Genomic DNA, 21,350 nt, shown 5'->3' with positions numbered 1-21,350 from the left:
TGGGCTCCTGCGTTGTTGCGGTGCGGGTGTCCGAGAAGACGCGTTTGTGTCAAGCAGCGGCCAAAGGAGACGGGCGATGGCGCGGTTCGTGGTCGTGGTGGATACGCAGTGGGATTTCATGGCGGGCGACGGCGCGCTGAGCGTGGCGGGGGCCGACGCACTGGTCGCGCCGATGCAGGCGTGGCTGTCGGCGCTGCCCGCTGCTGACACTGCGGGTGTCCTGTTCACGTTCGACACGCATTTCCGCGAGACCTACGCCGCCTCGTCCGAAGCACAGATGTTCCCGATCCACTGCGTGCGGGGCACGAAAGGGTGGGGCAACATGCTCGACGTCGCGCTGGTCGATCCGGCGATCCCGGCGTGGCGGATCGAGAAGGGCGTGTTCGACATGTGGGCCGAACCGGGGCTGGCGATCGAAGACGCCCGCGATGCGAGCAAGCCGACGATCTTGCGCGAAGACTTTTTCGCAGCGCTCGCGGCGAACGGTGTGACCGACGTCACGGTGATCGGCGTCGCGGCGGATTACTGCGTCCGCTGGGCCGTCGACGGACTGATCGCGCGTGACTTCGCGGTGACTGTGCCGGCAGGGCTGACGCGCGGGATCGAACGGCAGATCGACGTGGTTGCGGCGGAAGATTTCGCGGGCAAGGCGCTCGTCGTCTGACCTGATGGATCGCCGGACGAGCGATCCTCCCCCGCCAGGGGGAGGTGGCAGGCGAAGGCTGACGGAGGGGGCGGTAAGGGAGAACCGCTGCTCCGTGTCCCCCCCTCCGTCTGGCAAGTGCCAGCCACCCCCCTGGCGGGGGAGGATCGATGGAGTCCGATCTTACGCCATTGCCGCGAGCAACCTCCCGACATCCACCGTCGCGAACGACGCGAAATTGTCGGCAACCCCGAACGGCAACAGCAGCGTGCGGCCGTGCACGACCCCACCGCAGCTGTAGACGACGTTCGGCACATAGCCGTCGCGTTCCTTGGGGCTCGGCACGATCAGCGGATCGGTCATCCGCGCGAGCAGCTTGGTCGGATCGGCCTTGTCGAGCAGGCACGCGCCAACGCAGTAATTGCGGACGCTGCCGACGCCGTGGGTTAGTACCAGCCAGCCCTCGTCGATCTCGATCGGCGATCCGCAATTGCCCATCTGGATGAACTCCCATGGCCATTTCGGCTCGACGATCCTGGTGCCCCCGTCCCAGGTCAGCAGATCGTCCGAGGTAAGATACCAGATGTTCTCGTTGTCCTGCCGCCCGAGCATCGCGAAGCGCCCGTCGATCTTGCGCGGGAACAGCGCCATCCCCTTGGTACCCGCGACCGCGCCGCGCATCGGCTGCATCTCGAACGTCTTGAAGTCCTCGCCGCGCAGCAGTTCGCAGCGCGTCTCCGAGCCGCTGAACGCGGTATAGGTGCCGAGATACTGGACCTCGCCGGCATCCTCGAACCGGACGAGCCGCAGGTCCTCGATCCCTTGGCGCTGGCTCGGCAGGATCGGGAAGATCACGGTTTCGGACAGCTCGCGACTATTGCCGCATTGCAGCCGGGTGGGGCCGCCATCGGTCGCGCCCTGGTCCGACGGCTCGATCCGCGGCGGCACTGCGGTCGGGCTGGCGGGATCGACCGAGAATCCATCCTGCGGCGACCAGCTCCCGGTGCGAAACGTGACTGACGAGACATGACCCTCGCCGATGCCGCGCAGCGACAGGATGAAGCGGAGACCTTCGTCGGGCGCATCGGTCTGGTCGGGGTGCAGCACCATGCTCGGGTTGAACAGCGCAGCGGCCTCGAACGAATATTCCTCGCTGAGATACGCGCCGATCAGCACCTGCTGGTCGCGCGTGATCGTGCGGGTGTCGGGCGCGATCGCCATGACTTCGCCGAAGCGGTGGAGCAGCAGGTCGTCGACGTCGCGGTGGCGCTCGTCGAGCGACGCCGTGACGCGCTCGCGTTCGGCATGAAGCTTGTCGGGCGACAGCGACAGAACGCGGTCGATCACGCGCTCGATGCGAGGGTGGCCCGCCACCTTGAACGGACCGGGATAGTCGACGTTGAACGGGCGGATCACGGTCCGCGACGGATCGGGCCGAAGCTGGATATTCGAGAAGGCGACGAGATCGGTTTCGGCCATGGTCAGCTCCAATGCGGTGGCAAGACACAGAAGGCGACACCGCTATCGTGTCATCCATGAACGCCGAAGCCGCCTGTATAGCTACATGAAAAGACCGTCACGCAGAGGGTAGTCGCGAGATCGTCGGCATAGCCGGAAAACGGTGGAAGGTTGCGGCTTGGGGGAGAACAGCAGGATGATCGGTATCTTCCAAGGCCCGACCTAGCCATGCACCCGTACAGAACGTTTGCCCCTCGGAGGCGCGACGTGCAGCGTTACCGCGTTACCGCGTTACCGCGTCACCCGACGAGCGTGGTTGTCGACGGGAAATTCCTGTCGAGGTGGCGCTTGATGATCCGCAGGTTACGCGTGTTCGATCGGAAGAAGAAATCCGGGACCGCGCCGACGAAAGGGATCATGCCAAGCGCCCAGTCGACCCCGACATTGCCGAACATCCGCGCCATCTGGATCTTCGACATGCCGATGTTGCGTGCTTCCCAGACCATCCAGCCGCCAACGGCAGCCGCAATCGTACTGCCGGCGAACGGAATCAGGTCGAGCACGACGTCCAGGCCGACCTTTCGATTGGTGCCGGGGATCACGAACAGCCCCTCCATCACGCGCTCCATCGCCTCGACCCGCCGGCGAACGGACAGCGCATCCTTGCCCATCGGCAGGGTTTCGAGGATCGAGCCGGGGGTGATGCGGGTGAGGCGTGGGTTCATGCAGCTTAGTTGGTATCGGCGCGCAACCGGTTCAACGGGTGCCACGCACGCAGGTTCGCCTGCCATTGCCGCAGTCGTGGAGACACCAGCGACCAGCGTAGCGGCCGTGCCAGGGGAATGAACGCGACGTCCTCGTTCAGCGCCGCATCCGCCGCCGCAATCCGCACCCCGCGTTCCGCCAGCGACGGCGCCTCGCGCGCCGCCTCCAGCGCTGCATGCGCCGCCTCGCCGCAGATGACGCACGCCGTGGCCAGATACCAGCGCGCGCTATCATACGGCGCGACCGCATCGATCAGCTTCAGGTCTGCGGCATCGCCCAAGCCGACTCGTGTCGGCGTGATCCCGATCGCGATCAACGACGCGGCGACCTGTGCGTACAGCAGCGTTGCCCCGGGACCCGCCGGTAGCGCGATCCGCAGGGCGATCGGTCCGCCGGTCCACATCGCAACGCGCTGCCGGGCGGCGGTGCGGCGTTCGTCCTGCGTCAGAAGCGTCCAGGCGGGAACCTGCGGCAGGGCAGCCGAATCGAGGATGTCGGGCAGGATACGATCTGCAGGATCCCAGGCAGGCGCGATTGCCGCGGTCAGCGCCGTGCGATCGATCGCCTCGGCGACTGCGGCGCGATTGAGCGGGTCCGCCAGGAAACCGTCGCGGCGGACGATCGCAAGACCGAACAGGCCCACTGCGGGGTCCATGCGGACGTTGGCCGCAGCGATATCCGTCGTCGCCAGCAGCGGCCAATCGACGAAACTGCCGCCGCTGACGAGGTCGGAGTCGCGATTGACGAACCGGGCGATCGCACGCGCGGCACGTTCGCCGATCAGCCGGACGTCTTCCTCCGGCTTGGCCTCGCGTTGGTCGTCGGGGTCCGCCTGGTTCGGATCGAATGCTGGGCGCAGCAGCGGTGCACGGCCGCGATGCAGAACGCGGAACGGCCCACTACCGCCCGAGGGGCGCAACCGCAGCAACGCAAGTTCGGGTTGCGCGAACAGTTTCAAGAGATCCGGGCGCGGGCGGGACAGCCGTACCTCGATCACCTGCGGCGTCATCACGACGATCTCGTCGATTGCGGTCAGGAACGGCGCGAGCGGGTTGCGCGAGTCCCGGCCGATCTGGCGTTCGAGCATCGCTGCCACTTGATCCGCGGTGACCGGCGTGCCGTCGCCCCAGTCGCCCTCGCGCAGGCGGAAGATATAGCTCATGCCCCCGTCGATCACGATCCAGCGTTCGGCCAAGCCCGGTTCGATCTGCCCGCCGGCATCGAACCGCACCAACCCTTGCGCGGTGGAGTCCATCATCAGTCGGGACGGGGTGTCGAGCACCACGCGGCTCGCATCGGCGACGCGGGGCGGATCGCCGATCGCACTGACCACAACCACACCGGTATCGGGCCGGCGATCGCACCCGTTCAGGGCGGTGGCAACGACCACAGTGCCCAAGCCCAGCAGGACAGCCCGAATGGTGCGGACGGCGGGACTCGAACCCGCATTCCTAGGGAGGGAGATTTTAAGTCTCCTGCGTCTACCGGTTTCGCCACGTCCGCACACGGCACCAACAAGACGAGGTCGTCCGCCGGGTCAACCCACCTTACTGGATGCGTTGCATATTACTGAGCCCCACGCGCGCCGTGCGCGGGGTGGTACCGCTCACACGTTGAGACGTGCGCGCATTTCCTTGCCTGGTTTGAAATACGGCACGCGCTTTGCGTCGACGTCGACGACTTCACCTGTGCGGGGATTTCGGCCGGTGCGGGCATCGCGGGCGCGTGTCGAGAAGGCACCGAAACCGCGCAGTTCGACCCGGCCGTCGTCGGCCAGCCGCTTCGATATCTCGTCGAAGAACGTGCTGACGATCAGTTCGACTTCGTTCGGTTCCAGGTCCGGATGCGCTTCGGCAATCTTCAAGACCAGTTCAGATCGGATCATTCGAGCCCCCGCCCATTCTTAGAGCTTAAAGTTGATACAGGTCAATCTGCGAGTCATTAGCACCAATCGAAGGACAGTCAAAAACCAAAGTGGCTCAAAACAAAAAAGCCCGGCATGTTCGAGACATGCCGGGCCAAATTGTCGCTAAGCCGTTAAGCTTACTTCTTCTCGGCGTCCGTGCGGGCTTTCAGAGCCTCGCCCAGGATGTTGCCGAGGGTCGCGCCGGAATCCGACGAACCGTACTGAGCGACAGCCTGCTTCTCTTCCGAGATCTGCATGGCCTTGATCGAGAAGGTCGGCTTCTTCGAACGATCGAAGCCGGTGACCATCGCGTCGAACTTCTGGCCGACCTGGAAACGCTCCGGACGCTGCTCGTCGCGATCGCGACCCAAATCCGTGCGCTTGATGAAGCCGGTCGCGCCATCGTCGCCCTGCTGCACTTCGAGGCCCGCGTCGCGGACTTCGAGAACGGTCACGGTGACGATCGCGTTCTTGTTCAGCTTGTCGCCTGCTGCTGCGATGCCGCCGGCCGAAGGCCCGCCACGCTCGAGCTGCTTCATGCCGAGCGAGATACGCTCCTTCTCGGCGTCGATGTCGAGCACGACGGCCTCGACGGTCTCACCCTTGCGATGCAGGTTGAGCGCGTCCTCGCCCGAAACACCCCATGCGATGTCGGACATGTGGACCATGCCGTCGACGTCGTTGTCGAGGCCGATGAACAGACCGAACTCGGTCGCGTTCTTGACTTCGCCTTCGACGGTCGAACCGATCGGATGAGCGGCAGCGAACGCCTCCCAAGGATTAGCCTGAGCCTGCTTGAGGCCGAGCGAGATACGACGCTTCTCGGAATCGACTTCGAGGACCATGACGTCGACTTCCTGCGAGGTCGACACGATCTTGCCCGGATGGACGTTCTTCTTGGTCCAGGACATTTCCGACACGTGGACGAGGCCTTCGATGCCCGCTTCCAGCTCGACGAACGCACCATATTCGGTGATGTTCGTGACGCGGCCGGTGAGCTTCGCGCCGACCGGATACTTGACCATCGCGCCATCCCAGGGATCGCTCTCCAGCTGCTTCATGCCGAGGCTGATGCGCTGGGTGTCCTTGTTGATGCGGATGATCTGCACCTTGACGGTGTCGCCGATGTTCAGGACTTCGCTCGGGTGACCGACGCGCTTGTAGCTGAGATCGGTGACGTGCAGCAGGCCATCGATGCCGCCGAGATCAACGAACGCACCGTAATCGGTGATGTTCTTGACGACGCCGTCGATGATCTGGCCCTCGGCCAGGCTGAGGATCAGGCCCGAACGCTGCTCTGCGCGCGTCTCTTCGAGAACGGCGCGACGCGATACGACGATGTTGCCGCGCTTGCGGTCCATCTTCAGGATCTGGAACGGCTGGGGGATATCCATCAGCGGGGTGACATCGCGCACGGGGCGGATATCGACCTGCGAACCGGGCAGGAACGCGACGGCGCCGTTCAGGTCGACGGTGAAGCCACCCTTCACGCGGCCGAAGATGACGCCTTCGACGCGGGTCGTCTTGGAGAATTCGGTTTCCAGCTTGTCCCATGCGGCTTCGCGGCGGGCGCGATCGCGGCTGAGCATCGCTTCGCCGTGGACGTTCTCGACGCGGTCGACATAGACTTCGACTTCGTCGCCGACCTTGAGGTCAGCCTTCTGGCCCGGCGCTGCGAATTCGCGAAGCGGCACGCGGCCTTCCGACTTCAGACCGACGTCGATGACGGCCATGTCGTTCTCGATGCCGGTCACGGTGCCATGCACCACGCGGCCCTCGAAGCTGTCGGCGTCGCCGAGCGTTTCGTTCAGCATCGCCGCGAAATCGTCGCGGGTCGGCATTACCTGGGTTGCCATAGAATTCAGTAATCCTAGTCTGTTTCCGGCCAAGCGGTTGGGTCCGCTGGTCTTGGCCTTCGTTGCCGCGACGACCGAACGCCGGCGCAGCATCCGGACGGCACGAGGCGCGGAGGACGTAGACGCTGAATGCGAAAACGGCGCGTGAGACTCGAGGGTCTCCGCGCCTTCCTCCACGAGCATCGCTCGCCGGACGGCGCTGTGTAGCCGAAACCCCGTCTCGGAGCAAGTTCGCCGCTGCTTCGTTAGGGGCCGCTCACAACAGGAGCGAAGATTTGAACGAACGCGGCATTCTCGTGCTGGGCTGGGTCGCCACCGTGACGGCGATCGTGATGTACCTGTCGTACATCGACCAGATCATGCTGAACCTTGGCGGTCAGAAGGGATCGGTGGTCCAGCCGTTCGCGACGATGGTCAATTGCGCGCTGTGGGTGGGGTATGGGTTTCTGAAGGACAAGCGGGACTGGCCGATCGTCGTGGCGAATTTTCCGGGGGTGGTGTTCGGCGCGGTGGCGCTGGTTACTGCGCTTTAGTGGAGGGCGGGGCGCGTCGCTGTAAGCGCCGGGGCTGGGGAAAATAACGGGCGGCGCCCCCGCTTCCTTGTTCTCCCGCGAAGGCGGGAGCCCAGTCTGGATCCCCGCCTTCGCGGGGAAACAAGTTTACTTCACCGCTAGGGCAACCACCCCGGCGAAGGCCGGGGCCCAGTTGGAAAGGTCGCAGTAACTTAGCGCTGCCCTCAGTTAGCAACGTCCCCCAACTGGGCCCCGGCCTTCGCCGGGGTGGTGCGCTCGCCGGGGTGGGGGGAAGGCTTAAACCGAAGCTGCCTTCTTCGCCCGCTGCGCTTCAACCAGCGCAACAGCCCGCTGCACCGAAGCCTCGATCGACAAAAAGCTCGTATCCAGCAACGCAGCATCCGCCGCCATCACAAGGGGAGCAGTAGACCGCCCACTATCCCGAGCATCCCGCGCCCGAATATCCGCCAGCACCCGATCCTTGCTCGCCGTCCCACCCCGAGCCTGCAACTCAGCATGCCGACGCTGCGCCCGAATATTCGGCGTGGCCTTCACGAACAGCTTCGCATCCGCATCCGGCGCGATCACGGTACCGATATCGCGCCCGTCGAGGATCGCGCCACCCTCCTGCGCCGCGAACCGCTTCTGCCGGTGCAGCAACGCCGCGCGCACCAGCGGATGCGCCGACACCACCGACGCCAGCGCGCCGATATCGTCATCACGCAACGCCGGATCGCTGAGCAGCGCATCGCTGAAATCGCACGCCGCGACCGCGTCGGCTTCGGTCTCCGGATCGAGCCCCATCCGCGCCACGCTCAACGCGACCGCGCGGTAGAGCAGCCCAGTATCGAGATACGGCAGCTTGTAATGCTTAGCCAAGGCGCGCGCGATCGTTCCCTTGCCCGATGCCGCCGGACCGTCGACTGCGATGATCATCTTAATTCCCCCGGCCGGTAAGCGCATCGAGCGACCGGAAGAACACGGGGTAGCTCGTCGCCACCGGCGATACGTCATCGATCGTGACGGCCTGAACGGCGCCAAGTCCAGCCACGACCATGCTCATTGCGATGCGGTGGTCGAGTTTCGAGGCGATCCGAGCGCCACCGCGAATCGCCGCGCCGCCCGACCCGGTGATCGCCATGCCGTCCTCATACTCTTCGCAAACCACGCCGCACGCTTCGAGCGCGATCCGCATCGTCGTGATCCGGTCCGATTCCTTGACCCGCAACTCATGCGCGCCGCGTGCGATGGTCGTCCCGGTCGCGAACGCTGCGGCGACGAACAGCACGGGATATTCGTCGATCATGCTCGGAGCGAGATCGGCCGGCACCTCGATCGCGGTCAGTGGTGCATGCCGGACCCTTAAGTCCGCAACCGGCTCGCCGCCAACGGTGCGCGGGTCGAGCTCGGTAATGTCCGCGCCCATCATCCGCAGAGCGGTGACGATCCCGATCCGCGTCGGGTTCAGCCCGACGTTGCGCACGACGATATCCGAGCCCGGCACGATCGACGCCGCTACCAGCCAGAACGCCGACGACGACGGATCGCCCGGCACCACGATATCCTGTGGCCGCAACTCGGCTTCGCCGGTGATCGAAATGATACGACCCTGGTTCGTCTCTTCGACGGTCAGCTTGGCGCCAAAGCCGGTCAGCATCCGCTCGCTATGATCGCGCGTCGCGACCGGCTCGATCACGCGCGTGATCCCCGGCGTGTTGAGCCCTGCCAGCAGAATCGCCGACTTCACCTGTGCCGACGCGACCGGCAGCGTGTATTCGATCGGCACCGCCGGGCACATGCCGCGTACCATCAACGGCAGCCGCCCGCCCGGCGAAGACGTGATGTCGGCCCCCATCTGCGACAACGGCTCGATCACGCGGCCCATCGGCCTACCCGACAGCGAAGCGTCGCCGGTAAACGTACAAGTAATTGGATGGCTCGACACGAGGCCCATCAGCAACCGCGTCGACGTGCCAGAATTGCCCAACTCCAGCGCAGTCTCGGGCTGGAGCAAGCCGCCCACGCCAACGCCGTCCACGGTCCAGATGCCGTCCTCGCCGCGCTCGATCGTCGCACCCATCGCGCGCATCGCGGCCGCGGTGGCGAGCACGTCCTCGCCCTCCAGCAACCCCTCGATCCGGCTGGTGCCGACCGCTAGGCTCGCGAACATCAGCGCACGGTGGCTGATCGACTTGTCGCCGGGGACCGCGATCGAACCGGTCAGAGGACCGCGCGCGACGACGTCCATCGAAGTGGGGAGGGGGTGTGCCATGGGGCCGGGCTTTTGACAGTGGCCTTGCGCTATGGCAAGGCGCGCCCACTTTGCGAGGGTATCCCCCCGCAATCCATTCATCCGAAAGGTTCTATCGGCATGATCAAGCCGGAATGGGGCACGAAGCGTTCGTGCCCGAAATGCGCGACGCGTTTCTACGACCTCGAAAAAGCCGACCCCGTGACCTGCATCGAATGCGGGTATGCGTGGGAGCCCGAGCCCATCCTGAAGTCGAAGCAGCCGCTGCCGTTCGAGGTCGCCAAGCCCGACACCAAGAAGCCCGACGCGGATCTCGAGGGTGACGAGGAAGAGGATATCGCCTCGATCACCGGCGAGGACGAAGAGCCGTCGGCGGACGACGAAGTCGATCTGGGCGGCGACGACGACCTCGGCGTCGAGACGCCGCAGGACGAGCACGAGCGTTAAGTAGAATAAATTTGGCGAGCGGCATTTACGCCGCTTGCCAACCCGGGCGGGTCCGGTTAGTGACCCGCCTCCCAACGGGAATGGGGCCGTAGCTCAGCTGGGAGAGCGTTCGCATGGCATGCGAAAGGTCAGGGGTTCGATCCCCCTCGGCTCCACCATTTCCGTTGATGACCGGTCCGCCGGGACAGATTTTCAGATAGCGTCAGACGAGATCGTCGACACCGGCTCCCGCCGCCTGCAGGTCCCTGAACGTTTCCTCGATCGCTGCGACCATGACGCTTCCCTCGATCCGCGAGGCGGAATCGTTCGCCACCAGCACGCCTACGCGCCGCGTCGGATCGAAGCCCGTCAACCGGATCATCGCGATGCCCTCGCTGGCAAAGCTCGACGGCATGACCGTCATCCCGAGGCCCGCACGGACATAGGTCAGTGCGCGGTCGTCGCTGACGGTGCGGGCGGCCATGAAGGGCCGTACGCCGCGCGCGGTGAAGAAGCGGCTCGTTTCGGCCAGCGCTTCGCAGTGGCGGCGGACGATCATCGTTTCCTCCGCGACGTCGGCGACCGCGAGCGTGGCGCGTCCGGCCAGTCGGTGGTCGTTCGCCACCGCGACCGCGAAGCCTTCCTCGAACAGTACGCGACCGCGCGCATCGTCGCCGATCGCGCCGAGCATCACGTCGATCCGCCCGCGATCGAGCAGTGCGACGAGTTCGCTGCTCCGTCCCTCGACGACTTCGAGGCGTTCGGTGTTGGAGGCGCGTCGCGCCCGGCTTAGCGCGGCCGCTATCCAGGACGGCGGCAGCGTCGTCGCGATCCCGAGGCGGACGAGCTTGGTCGGAGCCGTGTCCTGCAAGTCCCGCTCGGCGGCCGCGAACTCGGCTTCGATCCGACGCGCATGCACCGCGAACCGCGTACCCGACGGGGTGAGTTCGATCCGCCGGTTGGTCCGCAGGAACAGCGTCTGCCCGAGCGACGCCTCGAGCTTGGCGATCCCGACCGACAGCGTCGGCTGCGAGATCCGGCACTGCGCGGCGGCACGCGTGAAATTGCCCTGGTCCACGACCGCCAGGAAATAGCGCAACACATAGCGTTCGATCATAGCGGTACGACCATAGACACGATCTATCGCATGTGTTCGGTCGTATCAATTTCTCTCAGGGACCGCGAGCGGGTATCATGCCGGCAACACAAGGTCTGGAGAGGCTGCATGATACCCGATTTCGATTTCGCGCTCGGCGAATCCGCGGACATGATCCGCGAGAGCACGCACCGCTTCGCCACCGGCAAGATCGCGCCCTTGGCTGCGAAGATCGACGCCGACGACTGGTTCCCGCGCGAACTGTGGCCGGCGATGGGCGAACTCGGCCTCCACGGCATCACCGTCGAGGAGGAGTATGGCGGCCTCGGCCTCGGCTATCTCGAACACGTCGTCGCGGTCGAGGAAGTGTCGCGCGCGTCCGCGTCGATCGGGCTCAGCTACGGCGCGCATTCGAACCTGTGCGTCAACCAGATTCGCCGCTGGGGCAATCCCGAGCAGAAGGCCAAGTATCTCCCCAAGCTCGTGTCCGGCGAGCATGTCGGCAGCCTCGCCATGTCCGAGGCGGGCGCGGGCTCCGACGTCGTCTCGATGAAGCTCAAGGCGGTGAAGACCGACACCGGCTACGTCCTCAATGGCACGAAGTTCTGGATCACCAACGCGGCCTATGCCGACACGCTGGTCGTCTATGCGAAGACCGGCGAGGGCTCGCGGGGGATCACCGCATTCCTGATCGAGAAGGACATGCCGGGCTTCGCGATCGGCCAGAAGATCGACAAGATGGGTATGCGTGGCTCGCCCACGGCGGAACTCGTCTTCACCGATTGCGAGGTCCCGTTCGAGAACGTGATGGGCCCCGAGAATGGCGGCGTCGGCGTCTTGATGTCGGGCCTCGACTATGAGCGCGCGGTGCTGGCCGGGATCCAGCTCGGCATCATGCAGGCGTGCCTCGACGTCGTGATCCCGTATGTGCGCGAGCGGAAGCAGTTCGGCACGGCGATCGGCCAGTTCCAGCTGATCCAGGCGAAGGTCGCCGACATGTACGTCGCGCTGAGTTCGGCGCGCGCGTATGTCTACGCGGTGGCGAAGTCGTGCGATGCGGGCAAGACGACGCGGTTCGATGCGGCGGGCGCGATCCTGCTGGCGAGCGAAAGCGCGGTGAAGGTATCGCTCGAGTCGATCCAGGCGCTGGGTGGGGCCGGGTACACCAAGGACTGGCCGGTGGAGCGGTTCATGCGGGATGCGAAGTTGCTCGACATCGGCGCTGGGACGAACGAGATTCGGCGGATGCTGATTGGCAGAGAGTTGATTGGGGCCGCCCCCAAGGTGGCACAGTAATGGCTACCGCAAATCCTCCCCGGCACGGGGAGGGGGACCGCGTAGCGGTGGAGGGGGCTCACCCCGCACGCAACGCCGACGGAAGCCCCCCTCCACCCTTCGCCCAAGCGGACGAACGGTCCCCCTCCCCGTGCCGGGGAGGATTGGCATGACCGCGCCCGTCCTGACCTCCGCGCTGTCCCCCGACGGCGAAACCTTCCGCGCCAACGCGACCCACAACCGCGCGCTCGCCGAAACCCTCCGCGACGACGTCGCCCGTACCGCGCTAGGCGGCAACGCCAAGTCCCGCGAGCGCCACACGTCGCGCGGAAAACTCCTCCCACGCGACCGCGTCGAACGCCTGCTCGATCCCGGCTCGCCGTTCCTCGAGATCGGCCAGCTCGTCGCGAACGGCCTATACGATGATGAAGTCCCCGGCGCGGGCGTTATCGCCGGCATCGGCCGCGTCTCCGGCCGCCAGTGCATGATCCTGTGCAACGACGCGACGGTGAAGGGCGGCACCTACTACCCGCTGACTGTCAAGAAACACCTCCGCGCGCAGGAGATCGCACAGGAAAACAGGCTCCCCTGCATCTACCTCGTCGACAGTGGCGGCGCGAACCTGCCGCACCAGGCGGAAGTCTTCCCCGACCGCGATCACTTCGGCCGCATCTTCTTCAACCAGGCCAATATGTCCGCGCTCGGTATCCCGCAGATCGCCTGCGTCATGGGCAGCTGCACCGCGGGCGGCGCGTATGTGCCCGCGATGTCCGACGAGACGATCATCGTCCGTGGGCAGGGGACGATATTCCTAGCCGGCCCACCGCTGGTGAAGGCCGCGACCGGCGAAGTCATCTCGGCCGAGGAACTGGGGGGCGCCGACACGCATGGCCGCCGCTCGGGCGTGGTCGATCACGTCGCCGAGAACGACGAGCACGCGCTGACCATCGTCCGCGACATCGTCTCGACGCTGCAACCGCAGGCGCAGACCGCGGTGAACCTCCAGCAGCCCAGGCCGCCGAAGTTCGCTCCCGAAGAGCTGTACGGCATCGTCCCCAGCGACGTCCGCGCGCCCTACGACGTCCACGAAGTGATCGCGCGCCTCGTCGACGGCAGCGAGTTCCACGAGTTCAAGGCGCTCTACGGCACGTCGCTCGTCTGCGGGTTCGCGCATATCTGGGGCATCCCGGTCGCGATCCTCGCCAACAACGGCGTGCTGTTCAGCGAAAGCGCTCAGAAGGGCGCGCACTTCATCGAACTCGCCTGCCAGCGCAGGATCCCGCTGCTGTTCCTCCAGAACATCTCCGGCTTCATGGTCGGCGGCAAATACGAGGCGGAAGGCATCGCCAAGCACGGCGCCAAGCTCGTCACCGCCGTCGCCACCGCGACCGTTCCGAAGATCACGGTATTGATCGGCGGCAGCTTCGGCGCGGGCAATTACGGCATGTGCGGCCGTGCCTATTCGCCGCGCTTCCTGTTCACCTGGCCCAACAGCCGGATCAGCGTGATGGGCGGCGAGCAGGCCGCCTCGGTCCTCGCCACCGTCCACCGCGACGCGGAAAGCTGGACGCCCGAGCAGGCCGAAGCCTTCAAGGCCCCGGTCCGGCAGAAATACGAGGACGAGGGCAACCCCTGGTACGCCACCGCGCGGCTTTGGGACGACGGCATCATCGATCCCGCCCAAACGCGCGACGTGCTCGGCCTCGCCTTCGCCGCGACGCTCAACGCTCCCATCCCCGAACGCCCCGCGTTCGGCGTGTTCAGGATGTAACCCGATGATCCTGCTGTCACTTCTCCTCGCCGCCGGCCAGATCACCCCGGTCCAGCCGATCGTCAAGGGCACCGGCCTGCCGCCAGCCGTCGCAACCGAGGAAGCTGGCGTCATGGTCCCGATCGACGCGCTCTTCGCCGCGCTAGCCGCGCGCGATGGCCAGGCCATCCTCGCTCAGGTCCGCCCAGACGGAGGCGCCACCGTCGCCGAGGAAAAGCCCGACGGCACGCGCACCATCCGCCGCATGGCTTGGCCAGCGTTCGCCGCCATGATCAAGCCAGGCCCCGAACGCTACGCCGAACGGCTCACCGATCCTGCGGTCGACATCGACGGCGACATCGCGATGGTCTGGTCGCCCTACGTCTTCACGATCGACGGCAAGGTCGCGCATTGCGGCACCGACCATTTCGACATGGTCCGCGAAGCCGGCCGCTGGAAGATCGCCAACATCACCTGGTCCTCGCGGACCACCGGATGCGCGAACTGACATGCTCTGTCCTACACCGCCCACATCGGCCTATGCCGGGATCGCCATGCTGAAACAGCCGATCCCGTCCGTCGATATCCAAGCCCGCGACACCCTTTCCAACACGAAGTGCACATCGCGTGGGCGTCTACACTTTCTATACTTCACTCGGCTGAACCGATGATCGAATCGCTCCTGATCGCCAATCGCGGCGAGATCGCCTGCCGCATCATCCGCACCGCAAGGGCGCTCGGCATTCGCACCGTCGCGGTCTATTCGGACGCCGACGCGAACGCTCTCCACGTCCGCCAGGCCGACGAAGCCGTGCACATCGGCGCGTCTCCGGCGCGCGAAAGCTACCTCGTCGGCGACCGCATCATTGCCGCCGCGCTCGACACCGGGGCCGAGGCTATCCACCCCGGCTACGGCTTCCTGTCCGAGAATGCCGACTTCGCCCAGGCCGTGCTCGACGCCGGGCTGATCTGGGTCGGCCCCAACCCCGACAGCATCCGCGCGATGGGCCTCAAGGACGCCGCGAAACAGCGCATGATCGCCGCTGGCGTACCCGTCACGCCGGGCTATCTCGGCGAAGACCAGTCCCAAGACCGATTGCAGACGGAGGCCGACGCGATCGGCTACCCCGTCCTCATCAAGGCGGTCGCCGGCGGCGGCGGTAAGGGCATGCGCCGCGTCGATACGGCTGCCGAATTCGCCGACTCCCTAGTCTCGTGCCAGCGTGAGGCGGCCTCGTCGTTCGGCAATACCGACGTGCTGATCGAGAAATACATTCTCTCGCCGCGCCATATCGAGGTGCAGGTCTTCGGCGACAGCCACGGCAACGTCGTCCACCTGTTCGAACGCGACTGCTCGCTCCAGCGCCGCCACCAGAAGGTGATCGAGGAAGCCCCCGCACCCGGCATGGACGCCGCCACCCGCGACGCCATCTGCGCCGCCGCGGTCAAGGCCGCCAAGGCGGTCGATTACGTTGGCGCCGGCACGATCGAATTCATCGCCGACGCCAGCGAAGGCCTCCGCGCCGACCGCATCTGGTTCATGGAAATGAACACGCGGTTGCAGGTCGAGCATCCGGTCACCGAAGAGATCACTGGCCAGGACCTCGTCGAATGGCAACTCCGCGTCGCGTCGGGCGAGCCCTTGCCCAAGCGGCAGGACGAACTGGCGATCGACGGCTGGGCAATGGAAGCGCGGCTGTATGCGGAGGATCCCGCCAAGGGGTTCCTGCCGTCGATCGGCACACTCGAACGCTTCGACCTCGGCACCACCGCCCGCGTCGATACCGGGGTAGAGCAGGGAGCTGAAATCTCGCCTTTCTACGACCCGATGATCGCCAAGGTCATCGTCTGGGGCGAAGACAGAGAGACTGCGCGCGAGGCCTTGGCATATGCGCTAGACGGTGCGGTCGTCTGGCCGGTACGCTCAAACGCGGGGTTCCTCGTCGAGGCGCTCGACCATCCCGACTTCGTAGCGGGCACGCTCGACACCGGGCTGATCGCCCGCGAAGGCGACGCGCTCATGCCGCCGACGCACCCGACCGAGGAGGCGTTGGCTGAGGCCGCCGGCGCGCTCGTATCCGCCGACCCGATCGCCGGCTTCCGCCTCAATGCCGCCCCCCGCCGCAGCGCGACGTTCCTGCTCGACGGCGAACCGGTCGAGGTCGATCTCGACGGACAGGCCGGAACGACGTCGGCGTTCGAAGACGTCCTGATCTCCGAAGCCGGCCAGACCTGGCAGCTCAAACCGTGGCGTGCGTCGGGTGTCGCTGCGGGCAGAGCAGCGGACGGTGCGATCCTGTCTCCCATGCCCGGCCGCATCATCGCGGTCGACGTGGCAGCGGGCGATACCGTCGCCAAGGGCCAGAAGCTCGTCACGCTCGAGGCGATGAAGATGGAGCACTCCCTGACAGCGCCGTTCGACGGCATTGTCGCGGACCTCAACGCCATCGAGGGCGGGCAGGTGACCGAGGGCACCATGCTCGTCCGCATCGAGAAGGATTCCTAATGGCCGGCCGCTATTTCGACGACTGGAGCATCGGCGACCGGATCGAGCACGAGATCCGCCGCACCGTGACCGAGACGGACAACCTCCTGTTCTCGACGATGACGCACAACCCGCAGCCGCTCCACCTTGATATCGAGGCGGCGAAGGCGAGCGAGTTCGGCCGGATCCTCGTCAACGGCACCTTCACCTTCGCGCTGATGGTCGGGCTGTCGGTCGGCGAGACGACGCTCGGCACGCTCGTCGCCAATCTCGGCTACGACAAGCTGGTGCACCCAAAGCCCGTGTTCATCGGCGACACGATGCGCTGCCAGACCGAAGTTACCGACCTGAAACCCAGCAAGTCGCGCCCGAACGCGGGCATCGTCACCTTCACGCACCGCCTCATCAACCAGCGCGACGAGGTCGTCTGCCAATGCCTGCGCACCGCCCTGATCGAGCGGCGCGCAAGTCCTCCTCAGTGATTGTCGCGCGGTAGGCCCATCGTCTGCGCGATCCGCTGGTACTTCTCGGCACCTTCGAGGATCGCACCCGTCTCCATCTGGCCGACGGTCGCTCGCTGGATTTCCTGCCACGGCGTCTGCGAACGCGGGAAGGCATAGCCACCCGCCTCGGTCAGCGCCCGGCGGCGCTCGGCAAGGTCCTCGTCGGAGATCAGCACGTTGGCGCTGCCCTTGGCGAGATCGATGCGAACCCTGTCGCCGGTCCGGATAAGCGCGAGCCCACCCATCGCCGCCGCTTCGGGCGAGGCGTTAAGGATCGAGGGCGAGCCCGACGTTCCCGACTGGCGACCGTCGCCGATGCAGGGAAGCGCGTGGACGCCTTCGCGGATCAGGTACGCCGGCGGCCGCATGTTCACGACCTCGGCCGCGCCCGGATAACCGATCGGCCCCGCGCCACGCATGAACAACAACGTGTCGGTGGTGATCCCGAGCGAAGGATCGTCGATCCGGTGGTGATAATCCTCCGGCCCGTCGAACACGACCGCAGGGCCCTCGAACGCCTCGAGATCGTCCGGGTTGCTCAAATACCGCTCGCGGAACTCTGGCGAGATCACGCTGGTCTTCATGATCGCCGAGTCGAACAAATTGCCGCGCAGCACGATGAAGCCCGCGTCCTCCAGCAGAGGCGTCGCGAATGGGCGGATGACGCGCTCGTCCTCGATCGTCGCGGTCCGGCAATTGTCGCCGATCGACTTGCCATTCGCGGTCATCGCGTCTTCGTGGATCAGGCCCTGCTTCATCAGCTCGGCGACCACCGCGGGCACGCCGCCGGCATGGTAATAATCTTCGCCGAGATATTCGCCCGCTGGCTGGAGGTTGACCATCAATGGCACCTTGTGTCCGTGCGTCTGCCAGTCGTCGATCGGCAGGTCGACACCGATATGGCGCGCGATCGCGGCGAGGTGGATCGGTGCGTTGGTCGAACCGCCGATCGCCGAATTGACCACGATCGCGTTGTGGAACGCCTCCTTGGTCAGGATGTCGCTTGGCTTCAGATCTTCCGAAACCATGTCGACGATCCGCTTGCCGGTGCGATACGCGACTTCCTGGCGATCACGGTACGGCGCAGGGATCGCAGCCGAGCCTGGCAGCTGCATGCCGAGCGCTTCGGCAAGGCTGTTCATCGTCGTCGCGGTGCCCATCGTGTTGCAGTAACCGGTCGACGGTGCCGACGACGCGACGAGCTTGATAAAGCCCTCGTCGTCGATCGCGCCGGTCGCGAGCAGTTCGCGCGCCTTCCAGACGATCGTGCCCGAGCCGGTCCGCTCACCCTTGTGCCAGCCGTTGAGCATCGGCCCTACGGAGAGCGCGATCGCCGGGATGTTGACGGTCGCAGCGGCCATCAGGCACGCTGGCGTCGTCTTGTCGCAACCGATCGTCAGCACGACGCCGTCGAGCGGGTAGCCGTAGAGCACCTCGACCAGCGCCAGATAGGCGAGATTGCGATCGAGCCCGGCGGTCGGGCGCTTGCCGGTTTCCTGGATCGGATGGACCGGGAACTCGAGCGCGATGCCGCCGGCTTCACGGATACCTTCGCGCAAGCGTTCAGCCAGCACCAAGTGGTGGCGGTTGCACGGCGACAGGTCGCTGCCGGTCTGCGCGATGCCGATGATCGGCTTGCCCGAGCGCAGTTCCTCCAGGCTCAGCCCGAAGTTCAGATAGCGCTCCAGATAGAGCGCGGTCATGTCGATATTCTCGGGGTTGTCGAACCACGCGCGGCTGCGGAGCTTGGGGGCGGAAGTGGGCAAGTCGGTCATGAGAGGCTTTCTGGAAGATCGGGGTCGAGATCAGCGCGCGACGGAAACGCGGTAGATCATGCGGTGGTGATAGGGCTTGCCGGGGTCGACGCGCGCCGAGCCGAACGCGGGCTGGTTGGGCGTATCCGGAAACTTCTGCGGTTCGAGCGCGAGGCCGTCGCCCATCCGGTAGACATGGCCCGATTTGCCGACCAGCGACCCGTCGAGGAAATTGCCCGAATAGAATTGCACGCCCGGCTCGGTCGTCAGCACTTCGAGCACGCGGCCCGACGCCGGATCTTCCACGCGCGCGGCGAGGCCGGGCTGCGGCGTCGCGCCCTTGTCGAGCACGAAGTTGTGATCCCAGCCGCGACCGATGACGATCTGCGGATCGCGGCCGTCGCGGATGCCGTCGGATAGCGCGCGGCCCCTGGTGAAGTCGAACACTGTGCCCGCGACCGGCTTCAGTTCGCCGGTCGGGATCAGCGTCGCGTTGACGGGCGTGTAGCGCTGCGCCGGGATCGTCAGCCGCTGGCCGTAGATCCCGGTCGCCGAGCCTTCGCCCGCCAGATCGAACAGCGCGTGGTTGGTCATGTTGACGATCGTCGGCGCATCGCTGGTCGCGTCGAAGTCGATCGTCAGCGCACCCTTGTCGTCGAGCGCGTAGGTCACCTTTACAGACAACTTGCCGGGATAGCCCTGATCGCCCGCCGGGCTGGTCAGCGTCATCACGACCTTCGCCTGCGCGCCATTGGTGACCGACACGATCTTCCAGACATGCTTGTCGAAGCCGACCGTGCCGCCGTGCAGCGTGTTGGTCTTGTCGTTGAGCGTGATCTGATAGGGCTTGCCGTCGAGCATGAAGCGACCGCCGGCGATGCGGTTGGCATAGCGACCGATCGTCTGGCCCCAGAAATTGGGGGCGGTGACGTAGCTTGCGGCATCGTCATAGCCGAGCGTGATGTCGGCGGTCTTGCCGTTGCGATCGGGTGCGTTGAACGACTGGAGCGTCGCGCCGAGCGTCATGATCCGCGCGCTGACACCATTGGTGCCGGTCAGCGTGACGGCTTCGATCGCGGTGCCGTCGGGTAATTTGCCGAACGCTTCGCGCTTGGCCGATGCGGCGTTCGCTGCGTGTGACGACACTATCGTCAACGCAGTGGCCGCGATGATCCCCGACTTTGTGATTGCGCGCATTCCGGTTCCCGTCCTTAATCGCTCGACGCCGTTGACGCGCCTTGTGAGGCTATATAGTCGGACAATATATTTCTGAGCAAGCCATGCGGTAAAAGACTGTGGTTCAGTCGCAGACATGGCACGGAGGGTGAGCGATTATGGCGATGCCGATACAGATGCGACGACCCGTCGAGGGCGCAGCGACACAGGGGCCGCCGGGGGGCAGTCCCAGTTACCGCTCCGCACTGACCCTGCTTGCCAGCCTGTTCTTCATGTGGGGCTTCATCACAGTCATCAACAACACGCTGCTGCCGCACCTGCGCAGCGTGTTCGACCTCAGCTATACGCAGACCACGCTGATCGAGAGCGTCTGGTTCATCGCCTATTTCTTCGCGTCGATCCCGTCCGCCAAGCTGATCGAGCGGGTCGGCTATCAGCGCGCGATGGTGTTCGGGCTCGGCCTGATGGCGGTCGGTGCGCTGATGATGGTGCCGGCCGCGCGCCTGCCCAGCTACGGCGTCACGCTGGTCGCGCTGTTCGTGATCGCGAGCGGCATCACGCTGCTTCAGGTTGCCGCCAACCCGTATGTGGCGGTCGTCGGTCCGCCCGAGACCGCGTCGTCGCGGTTGAACCTGGTGCAGGCGTTCAACTCGGCCGGCGCGACGCTGGCGCCGTTGTTCGGTGGCTATCTGATCCTTGGCCGCTCGACCTCGGGGACCGCGGTTGCCGGGTCTACTGCGGTGCTGACCCCGGCTGAGCGGCTCGCCGATGCGCAGTCCGTGGTGTTGCCGTACCTGATCGTCGCGGGCGTTCTGGTAGTGCTCGCGATCGTCATCGCGCGCTTTCCGCTACCCGCGATGGGCGCGTCGACGCAGCGCTCGGCCAAGGCGGGCCGCAAGGGTCTGTCGCTGTGGTCGCACCGCAACCTCGTGCTCGGCATTCCGGCGATCTTCATTTATCTGATCGCCGAGATCGGCGTCGCCAATCTGTTCATCAACTTCGTCAGCCAGCCGCAGATCGGCAATCTGACGCACGAACAGGCGTCGCATTACCTGTTCATCCTGTGGGGCGGCATGATGGTCGGCCGGTTGGTCGGCAGCGTCGTGATGCGGACGATCCCCGCCGAGCGCGTACTGGCGGTGGCGAGCATCGGCGCGTTCGTCGTGATGCTGGTGGCGACCTTCACCACCGGCCACGTCGCGATGTGGGCGCTGATCTCGGTCGGGCTGTTCCACTCGATCATGTTCCCGACGATCTTCACGCTCGGCATCCGCGGCCTGGGGCCGCTGACCGAGGAAGGGTCGGGGCTGCTGATCATGGCGATCGCCGGCGGTGCGCTGGTGATCGTCCAAGGCTGGCTCGCCGACACCTACGGGTTGCAGATCTCGTTCCTGCTGACCGCAGCGTGCGAACTCTATATCCTGTTCTATGCGATCTGGGGCTCGCGCGTGACCGATGCGTTGCCCGATCCGGTCGCCGTTCCCTGACGTGGTG

Annotated in this window: 19 protein-coding genes and 2 tRNA genes; 10 read left to right on the top strand and 11 right to left on the bottom strand. The window is 65.7% G+C overall.

What is annotated here, in order from left to right:
* The first annotated feature begins 76 nt into the window (after positions 1–76).
* A complete protein-coding gene (locus tag O6W96_RS07495; RefSeq protein ID WP_353468967.1) occupies positions 77–664 on the top strand; it encodes an isochorismatase family protein in 588 nt (195 codons plus the stop codon).
* Positions 665–826: 162 nt separating this feature from the next.
* Here O6W96_RS07495 and O6W96_RS07490 read toward each other — a convergent pair whose 3' ends face one another.
* From O6W96_RS07490 to rpsA, 6 genes are all read right to left on the bottom strand, one after another.
* Positions 827–2,122, bottom strand: coding sequence for a glycoside hydrolase family 130 protein (locus tag O6W96_RS07490; protein ID WP_353468966.1), 1,296 nt, complete (start codon positions 2,120–2,122; stop codon positions 827–829).
* A gap of 278 nt (positions 2,123–2,400) precedes the next feature.
* Positions 2,401–2,826: a DUF4112 domain-containing protein gene (locus O6W96_RS07485; RefSeq protein WP_353468965.1), complete on the bottom strand. Its 426-nt coding sequence runs from the start codon at positions 2,824–2,826 to the stop codon at positions 2,401–2,403.
* Between the two features lie 5 nt (positions 2,827–2,831).
* Positions 2,832–4,205, bottom strand: a complete 1,374-nt coding sequence (locus tag O6W96_RS07480; RefSeq protein WP_353468964.1) for an ABC transporter substrate-binding protein — start codon at positions 4,203–4,205, stop codon at positions 2,832–2,834.
* 80 nt (positions 4,206–4,285) lie between these two features.
* Positions 4,286–4,369: transfer RNA gene (locus O6W96_RS07475), tRNA-Leu, on the bottom strand.
* Positions 4,370–4,472: 103 nt separating this feature from the next.
* A complete protein-coding gene (gene ihfB, locus O6W96_RS07470; protein WP_353468963.1) occupies positions 4,473–4,751 on the bottom strand; it encodes an integration host factor subunit beta in 279 nt (92 codons plus the stop codon).
* A 158-nt stretch (positions 4,752–4,909) separates the two neighbouring features.
* Positions 4,910–6,628: a 30S ribosomal protein S1 gene (gene rpsA, locus O6W96_RS07465; RefSeq protein WP_056060414.1), complete on the bottom strand. Its 1,719-nt coding sequence runs from the start codon at positions 6,626–6,628 to the stop codon at positions 4,910–4,912.
* 275 nt (positions 6,629–6,903) lie between these two features.
* Between rpsA and O6W96_RS07460 the strand changes: the two genes are divergently transcribed.
* Positions 6,904–7,161, top strand: a complete 258-nt coding sequence (locus O6W96_RS07460) for a SemiSWEET family transporter (protein WP_353468962.1) — start codon at positions 6,904–6,906, stop codon at positions 7,159–7,161.
* 276 nt (positions 7,162–7,437) lie between these two features.
* Here the strand turns inward: O6W96_RS07460 and cmk are convergent, their stop codons facing one another.
* Both cmk and aroA read right to left on the bottom strand, forming a co-directional pair.
* Positions 7,438–8,076, bottom strand: a complete 639-nt coding sequence (gene cmk, locus O6W96_RS07455; RefSeq protein ID WP_056051420.1) for a (d)CMP kinase — start codon at positions 8,074–8,076, stop codon at positions 7,438–7,440.
* A gap of 1 nt (position 8,077) precedes the next feature.
* Entirely contained in the window at positions 8,078–9,412 is a 1,335-nt protein-coding gene (gene aroA, locus O6W96_RS07450) for a 3-phosphoshikimate 1-carboxyvinyltransferase (RefSeq protein ID WP_353468961.1), read from the bottom strand.
* Positions 9,413–9,511: 99 nt separating this feature from the next.
* On the opposite strand from aroA, the gene O6W96_RS07445 reads away from it, so the two are divergent.
* Together O6W96_RS07445 and O6W96_RS07440 are read left to right on the top strand one after the other, a co-directional pair.
* A complete protein-coding gene (locus O6W96_RS07445) occupies positions 9,512–9,838 on the top strand; it encodes a TIGR02300 family protein (protein ID WP_031395784.1) in 327 nt (108 codons plus the stop codon).
* A gap of 82 nt (positions 9,839–9,920) precedes the next feature.
* Positions 9,921–9,996, top strand: a tRNA-Ala gene (locus O6W96_RS07440).
* A 44-nt stretch (positions 9,997–10,040) separates the two neighbouring features.
* On the opposite strand, the gene O6W96_RS07435 is transcribed toward O6W96_RS07440, so the two are convergent.
* On the bottom strand, positions 10,041–10,934 hold the full coding sequence (locus O6W96_RS07435; RefSeq protein ID WP_353468960.1) for a LysR family transcriptional regulator: 894 nt from the start codon (positions 10,932–10,934) through the stop codon (positions 10,041–10,043).
* A gap of 108 nt (positions 10,935–11,042) precedes the next feature.
* On the opposite strand from O6W96_RS07435, the gene O6W96_RS07430 reads away from it, so the two are divergent.
* The 5 genes from O6W96_RS07430 (at position 11,043) to O6W96_RS07410 (ending at position 16,905) form a co-directional block, all read left to right on the top strand.
* Positions 11,043–12,209 carry an isovaleryl-CoA dehydrogenase gene (locus tag O6W96_RS07430; RefSeq protein WP_353468959.1) on the top strand — a complete coding sequence of 389 codons (1,167 nt, stop codon included), beginning with the start codon at positions 11,043–11,045 and terminating at the stop codon, positions 12,207–12,209.
* A gap of 148 nt (positions 12,210–12,357) precedes the next feature.
* On the top strand, positions 12,358–13,959 hold the full coding sequence (locus tag O6W96_RS07425; protein WP_353468958.1) for a carboxyl transferase domain-containing protein: 1,602 nt from the start codon (positions 12,358–12,360) through the stop codon (positions 13,957–13,959).
* A 4-nt stretch (positions 13,960–13,963) separates the two neighbouring features.
* Positions 13,964–14,446: a nuclear transport factor 2 family protein gene (locus tag O6W96_RS07420; protein ID WP_353468957.1), complete on the top strand. Its 483-nt coding sequence runs from the start codon at positions 13,964–13,966 to the stop codon at positions 14,444–14,446.
* 159 nt (positions 14,447–14,605) lie between these two features.
* Positions 14,606–16,444 carry an acetyl/propionyl/methylcrotonyl-CoA carboxylase subunit alpha gene (locus tag O6W96_RS07415; protein WP_353468956.1) on the top strand — a complete coding sequence of 613 codons (1,839 nt, stop codon included), beginning with the start codon at positions 14,606–14,608 and terminating at the stop codon, positions 16,442–16,444.
* Positions 16,444–16,905: a MaoC family dehydratase gene (locus O6W96_RS07410; RefSeq protein WP_353468955.1), complete on the top strand. Its 462-nt coding sequence runs from the start codon at positions 16,444–16,446 to the stop codon at positions 16,903–16,905. Before O6W96_RS07415 ends, O6W96_RS07410 begins: the two co-directional genes overlap by 1 nt.
* Here O6W96_RS07410 and O6W96_RS07405 read toward each other — a convergent pair.
* Together O6W96_RS07405 and O6W96_RS07400 are read right to left on the bottom strand one after the other, a co-directional pair.
* Positions 16,899–18,701 (bottom strand): IlvD/Edd family dehydratase, encoded by a 1,803-nt coding sequence (locus tag O6W96_RS07405; protein WP_353468954.1) that lies wholly within the window; start codon positions 18,699–18,701, stop codon positions 16,899–16,901. The genes O6W96_RS07410 and O6W96_RS07405 overlap by 7 nt on opposite strands.
* 30 nt (positions 18,702–18,731) lie before the next feature.
* Positions 18,732–19,877: an aldose epimerase family protein gene (locus O6W96_RS07400; protein WP_353468953.1), complete on the bottom strand. Its 1,146-nt coding sequence runs from the start codon at positions 19,875–19,877 to the stop codon at positions 18,732–18,734.
* A 155-nt stretch (positions 19,878–20,032) separates the two neighbouring features.
* Between O6W96_RS07400 and O6W96_RS07395 the strand changes: the two genes are divergently transcribed.
* Positions 20,033–21,343: a sugar MFS transporter gene (locus tag O6W96_RS07395; protein ID WP_353468952.1), complete on the top strand. Its 1,311-nt coding sequence runs from the start codon at positions 20,033–20,035 to the stop codon at positions 21,341–21,343.
* The last annotated feature ends 7 nt before the right edge of the window (positions 21,344–21,350 follow it).

Source organism: Sphingomonas faeni (genome assembly GCF_040407495.1).
GTDB classification, from domain to species: Bacteria; Pseudomonadota; Alphaproteobacteria; order Sphingomonadales; family Sphingomonadaceae; genus Sphingomonas; species Sphingomonas faeni_D.
This window is presented reverse-complemented; position numbering and strand designations above follow the sequence as displayed.

Bases quoted from the DNA above. Each gene is read 5' to 3' on its own strand.
- O6W96_RS07400 (WP_353468953.1), bottom strand. From the start codon at position 19,877: ATGCGCGCAATCACAAAGTCGGGGATCATCGCGGCCACTGCGTTGACG.
- O6W96_RS07485 (WP_353468965.1), bottom strand. From the start codon at position 2,826: ATGAACCCACGCCTCACCCGCATCACCCCCGGCTCGATCCTCGAAACC.
- rpsA (WP_056060414.1), bottom strand. From the start codon at position 6,628: ATGGCAACCCAGGTAATGCCGACCCGCGACGATTTCGCGGCGATGCTG.
- O6W96_RS07415 (WP_353468956.1), top strand. From the start codon at position 14,606: ATGATCGAATCGCTCCTGATCGCCAATCGCGGCGAGATCGCCTGCCGC.
- O6W96_RS07425 (WP_353468958.1), top strand. From the start codon at position 12,358: ATGACCGCGCCCGTCCTGACCTCCGCGCTGTCCCCCGACGGCGAAACC.
- aroA (WP_353468961.1), bottom strand. From the start codon at position 9,412: ATGGCACACCCCCTCCCCACTTCGATGGACGTCGTCGCGCGCGGTCCT.
- O6W96_RS07430 (WP_353468959.1), top strand. From the start codon at position 11,043: ATGATACCCGATTTCGATTTCGCGCTCGGCGAATCCGCGGACATGATC.
- cmk (WP_056051420.1), bottom strand. From the start codon at position 8,076: ATGATCATCGCAGTCGACGGTCCGGCGGCATCGGGCAAGGGAACGATC.
- O6W96_RS07490 (WP_353468966.1), bottom strand. From the start codon at position 2,122: ATGGCCGAAACCGATCTCGTCGCCTTCTCGAATATCCAGCTTCGGCCC.
- O6W96_RS07405 (WP_353468954.1), bottom strand. From the start codon at position 18,701: ATGACCGACTTGCCCACTTCCGCCCCCAAGCTCCGCAGCCGCGCGTGG.
- O6W96_RS07445 (WP_031395784.1), top strand. From the start codon at position 9,512: ATGATCAAGCCGGAATGGGGCACGAAGCGTTCGTGCCCGAAATGCGCG.
- O6W96_RS07435 (WP_353468960.1), bottom strand. From the start codon at position 10,934: ATGATCGAACGCTATGTGTTGCGCTATTTCCTGGCGGTCGTGGACCAG.
- ihfB (WP_353468963.1), bottom strand. From the start codon at position 4,751: ATGATCCGATCTGAACTGGTCTTGAAGATTGCCGAAGCGCATCCGGAC.
- O6W96_RS07420 (WP_353468957.1), top strand. From the start codon at position 13,964: ATGATCCTGCTGTCACTTCTCCTCGCCGCCGGCCAGATCACCCCGGTC.
- O6W96_RS07410 (WP_353468955.1), top strand. From the start codon at position 16,444: ATGGCCGGCCGCTATTTCGACGACTGGAGCATCGGCGACCGGATCGAG.
- O6W96_RS07395 (WP_353468952.1), top strand. From the start codon at position 20,033: ATGCGACGACCCGTCGAGGGCGCAGCGACACAGGGGCCGCCGGGGGGC.
- O6W96_RS07495 (WP_353468967.1), top strand. From the start codon at position 77: ATGGCGCGGTTCGTGGTCGTGGTGGATACGCAGTGGGATTTCATGGCG.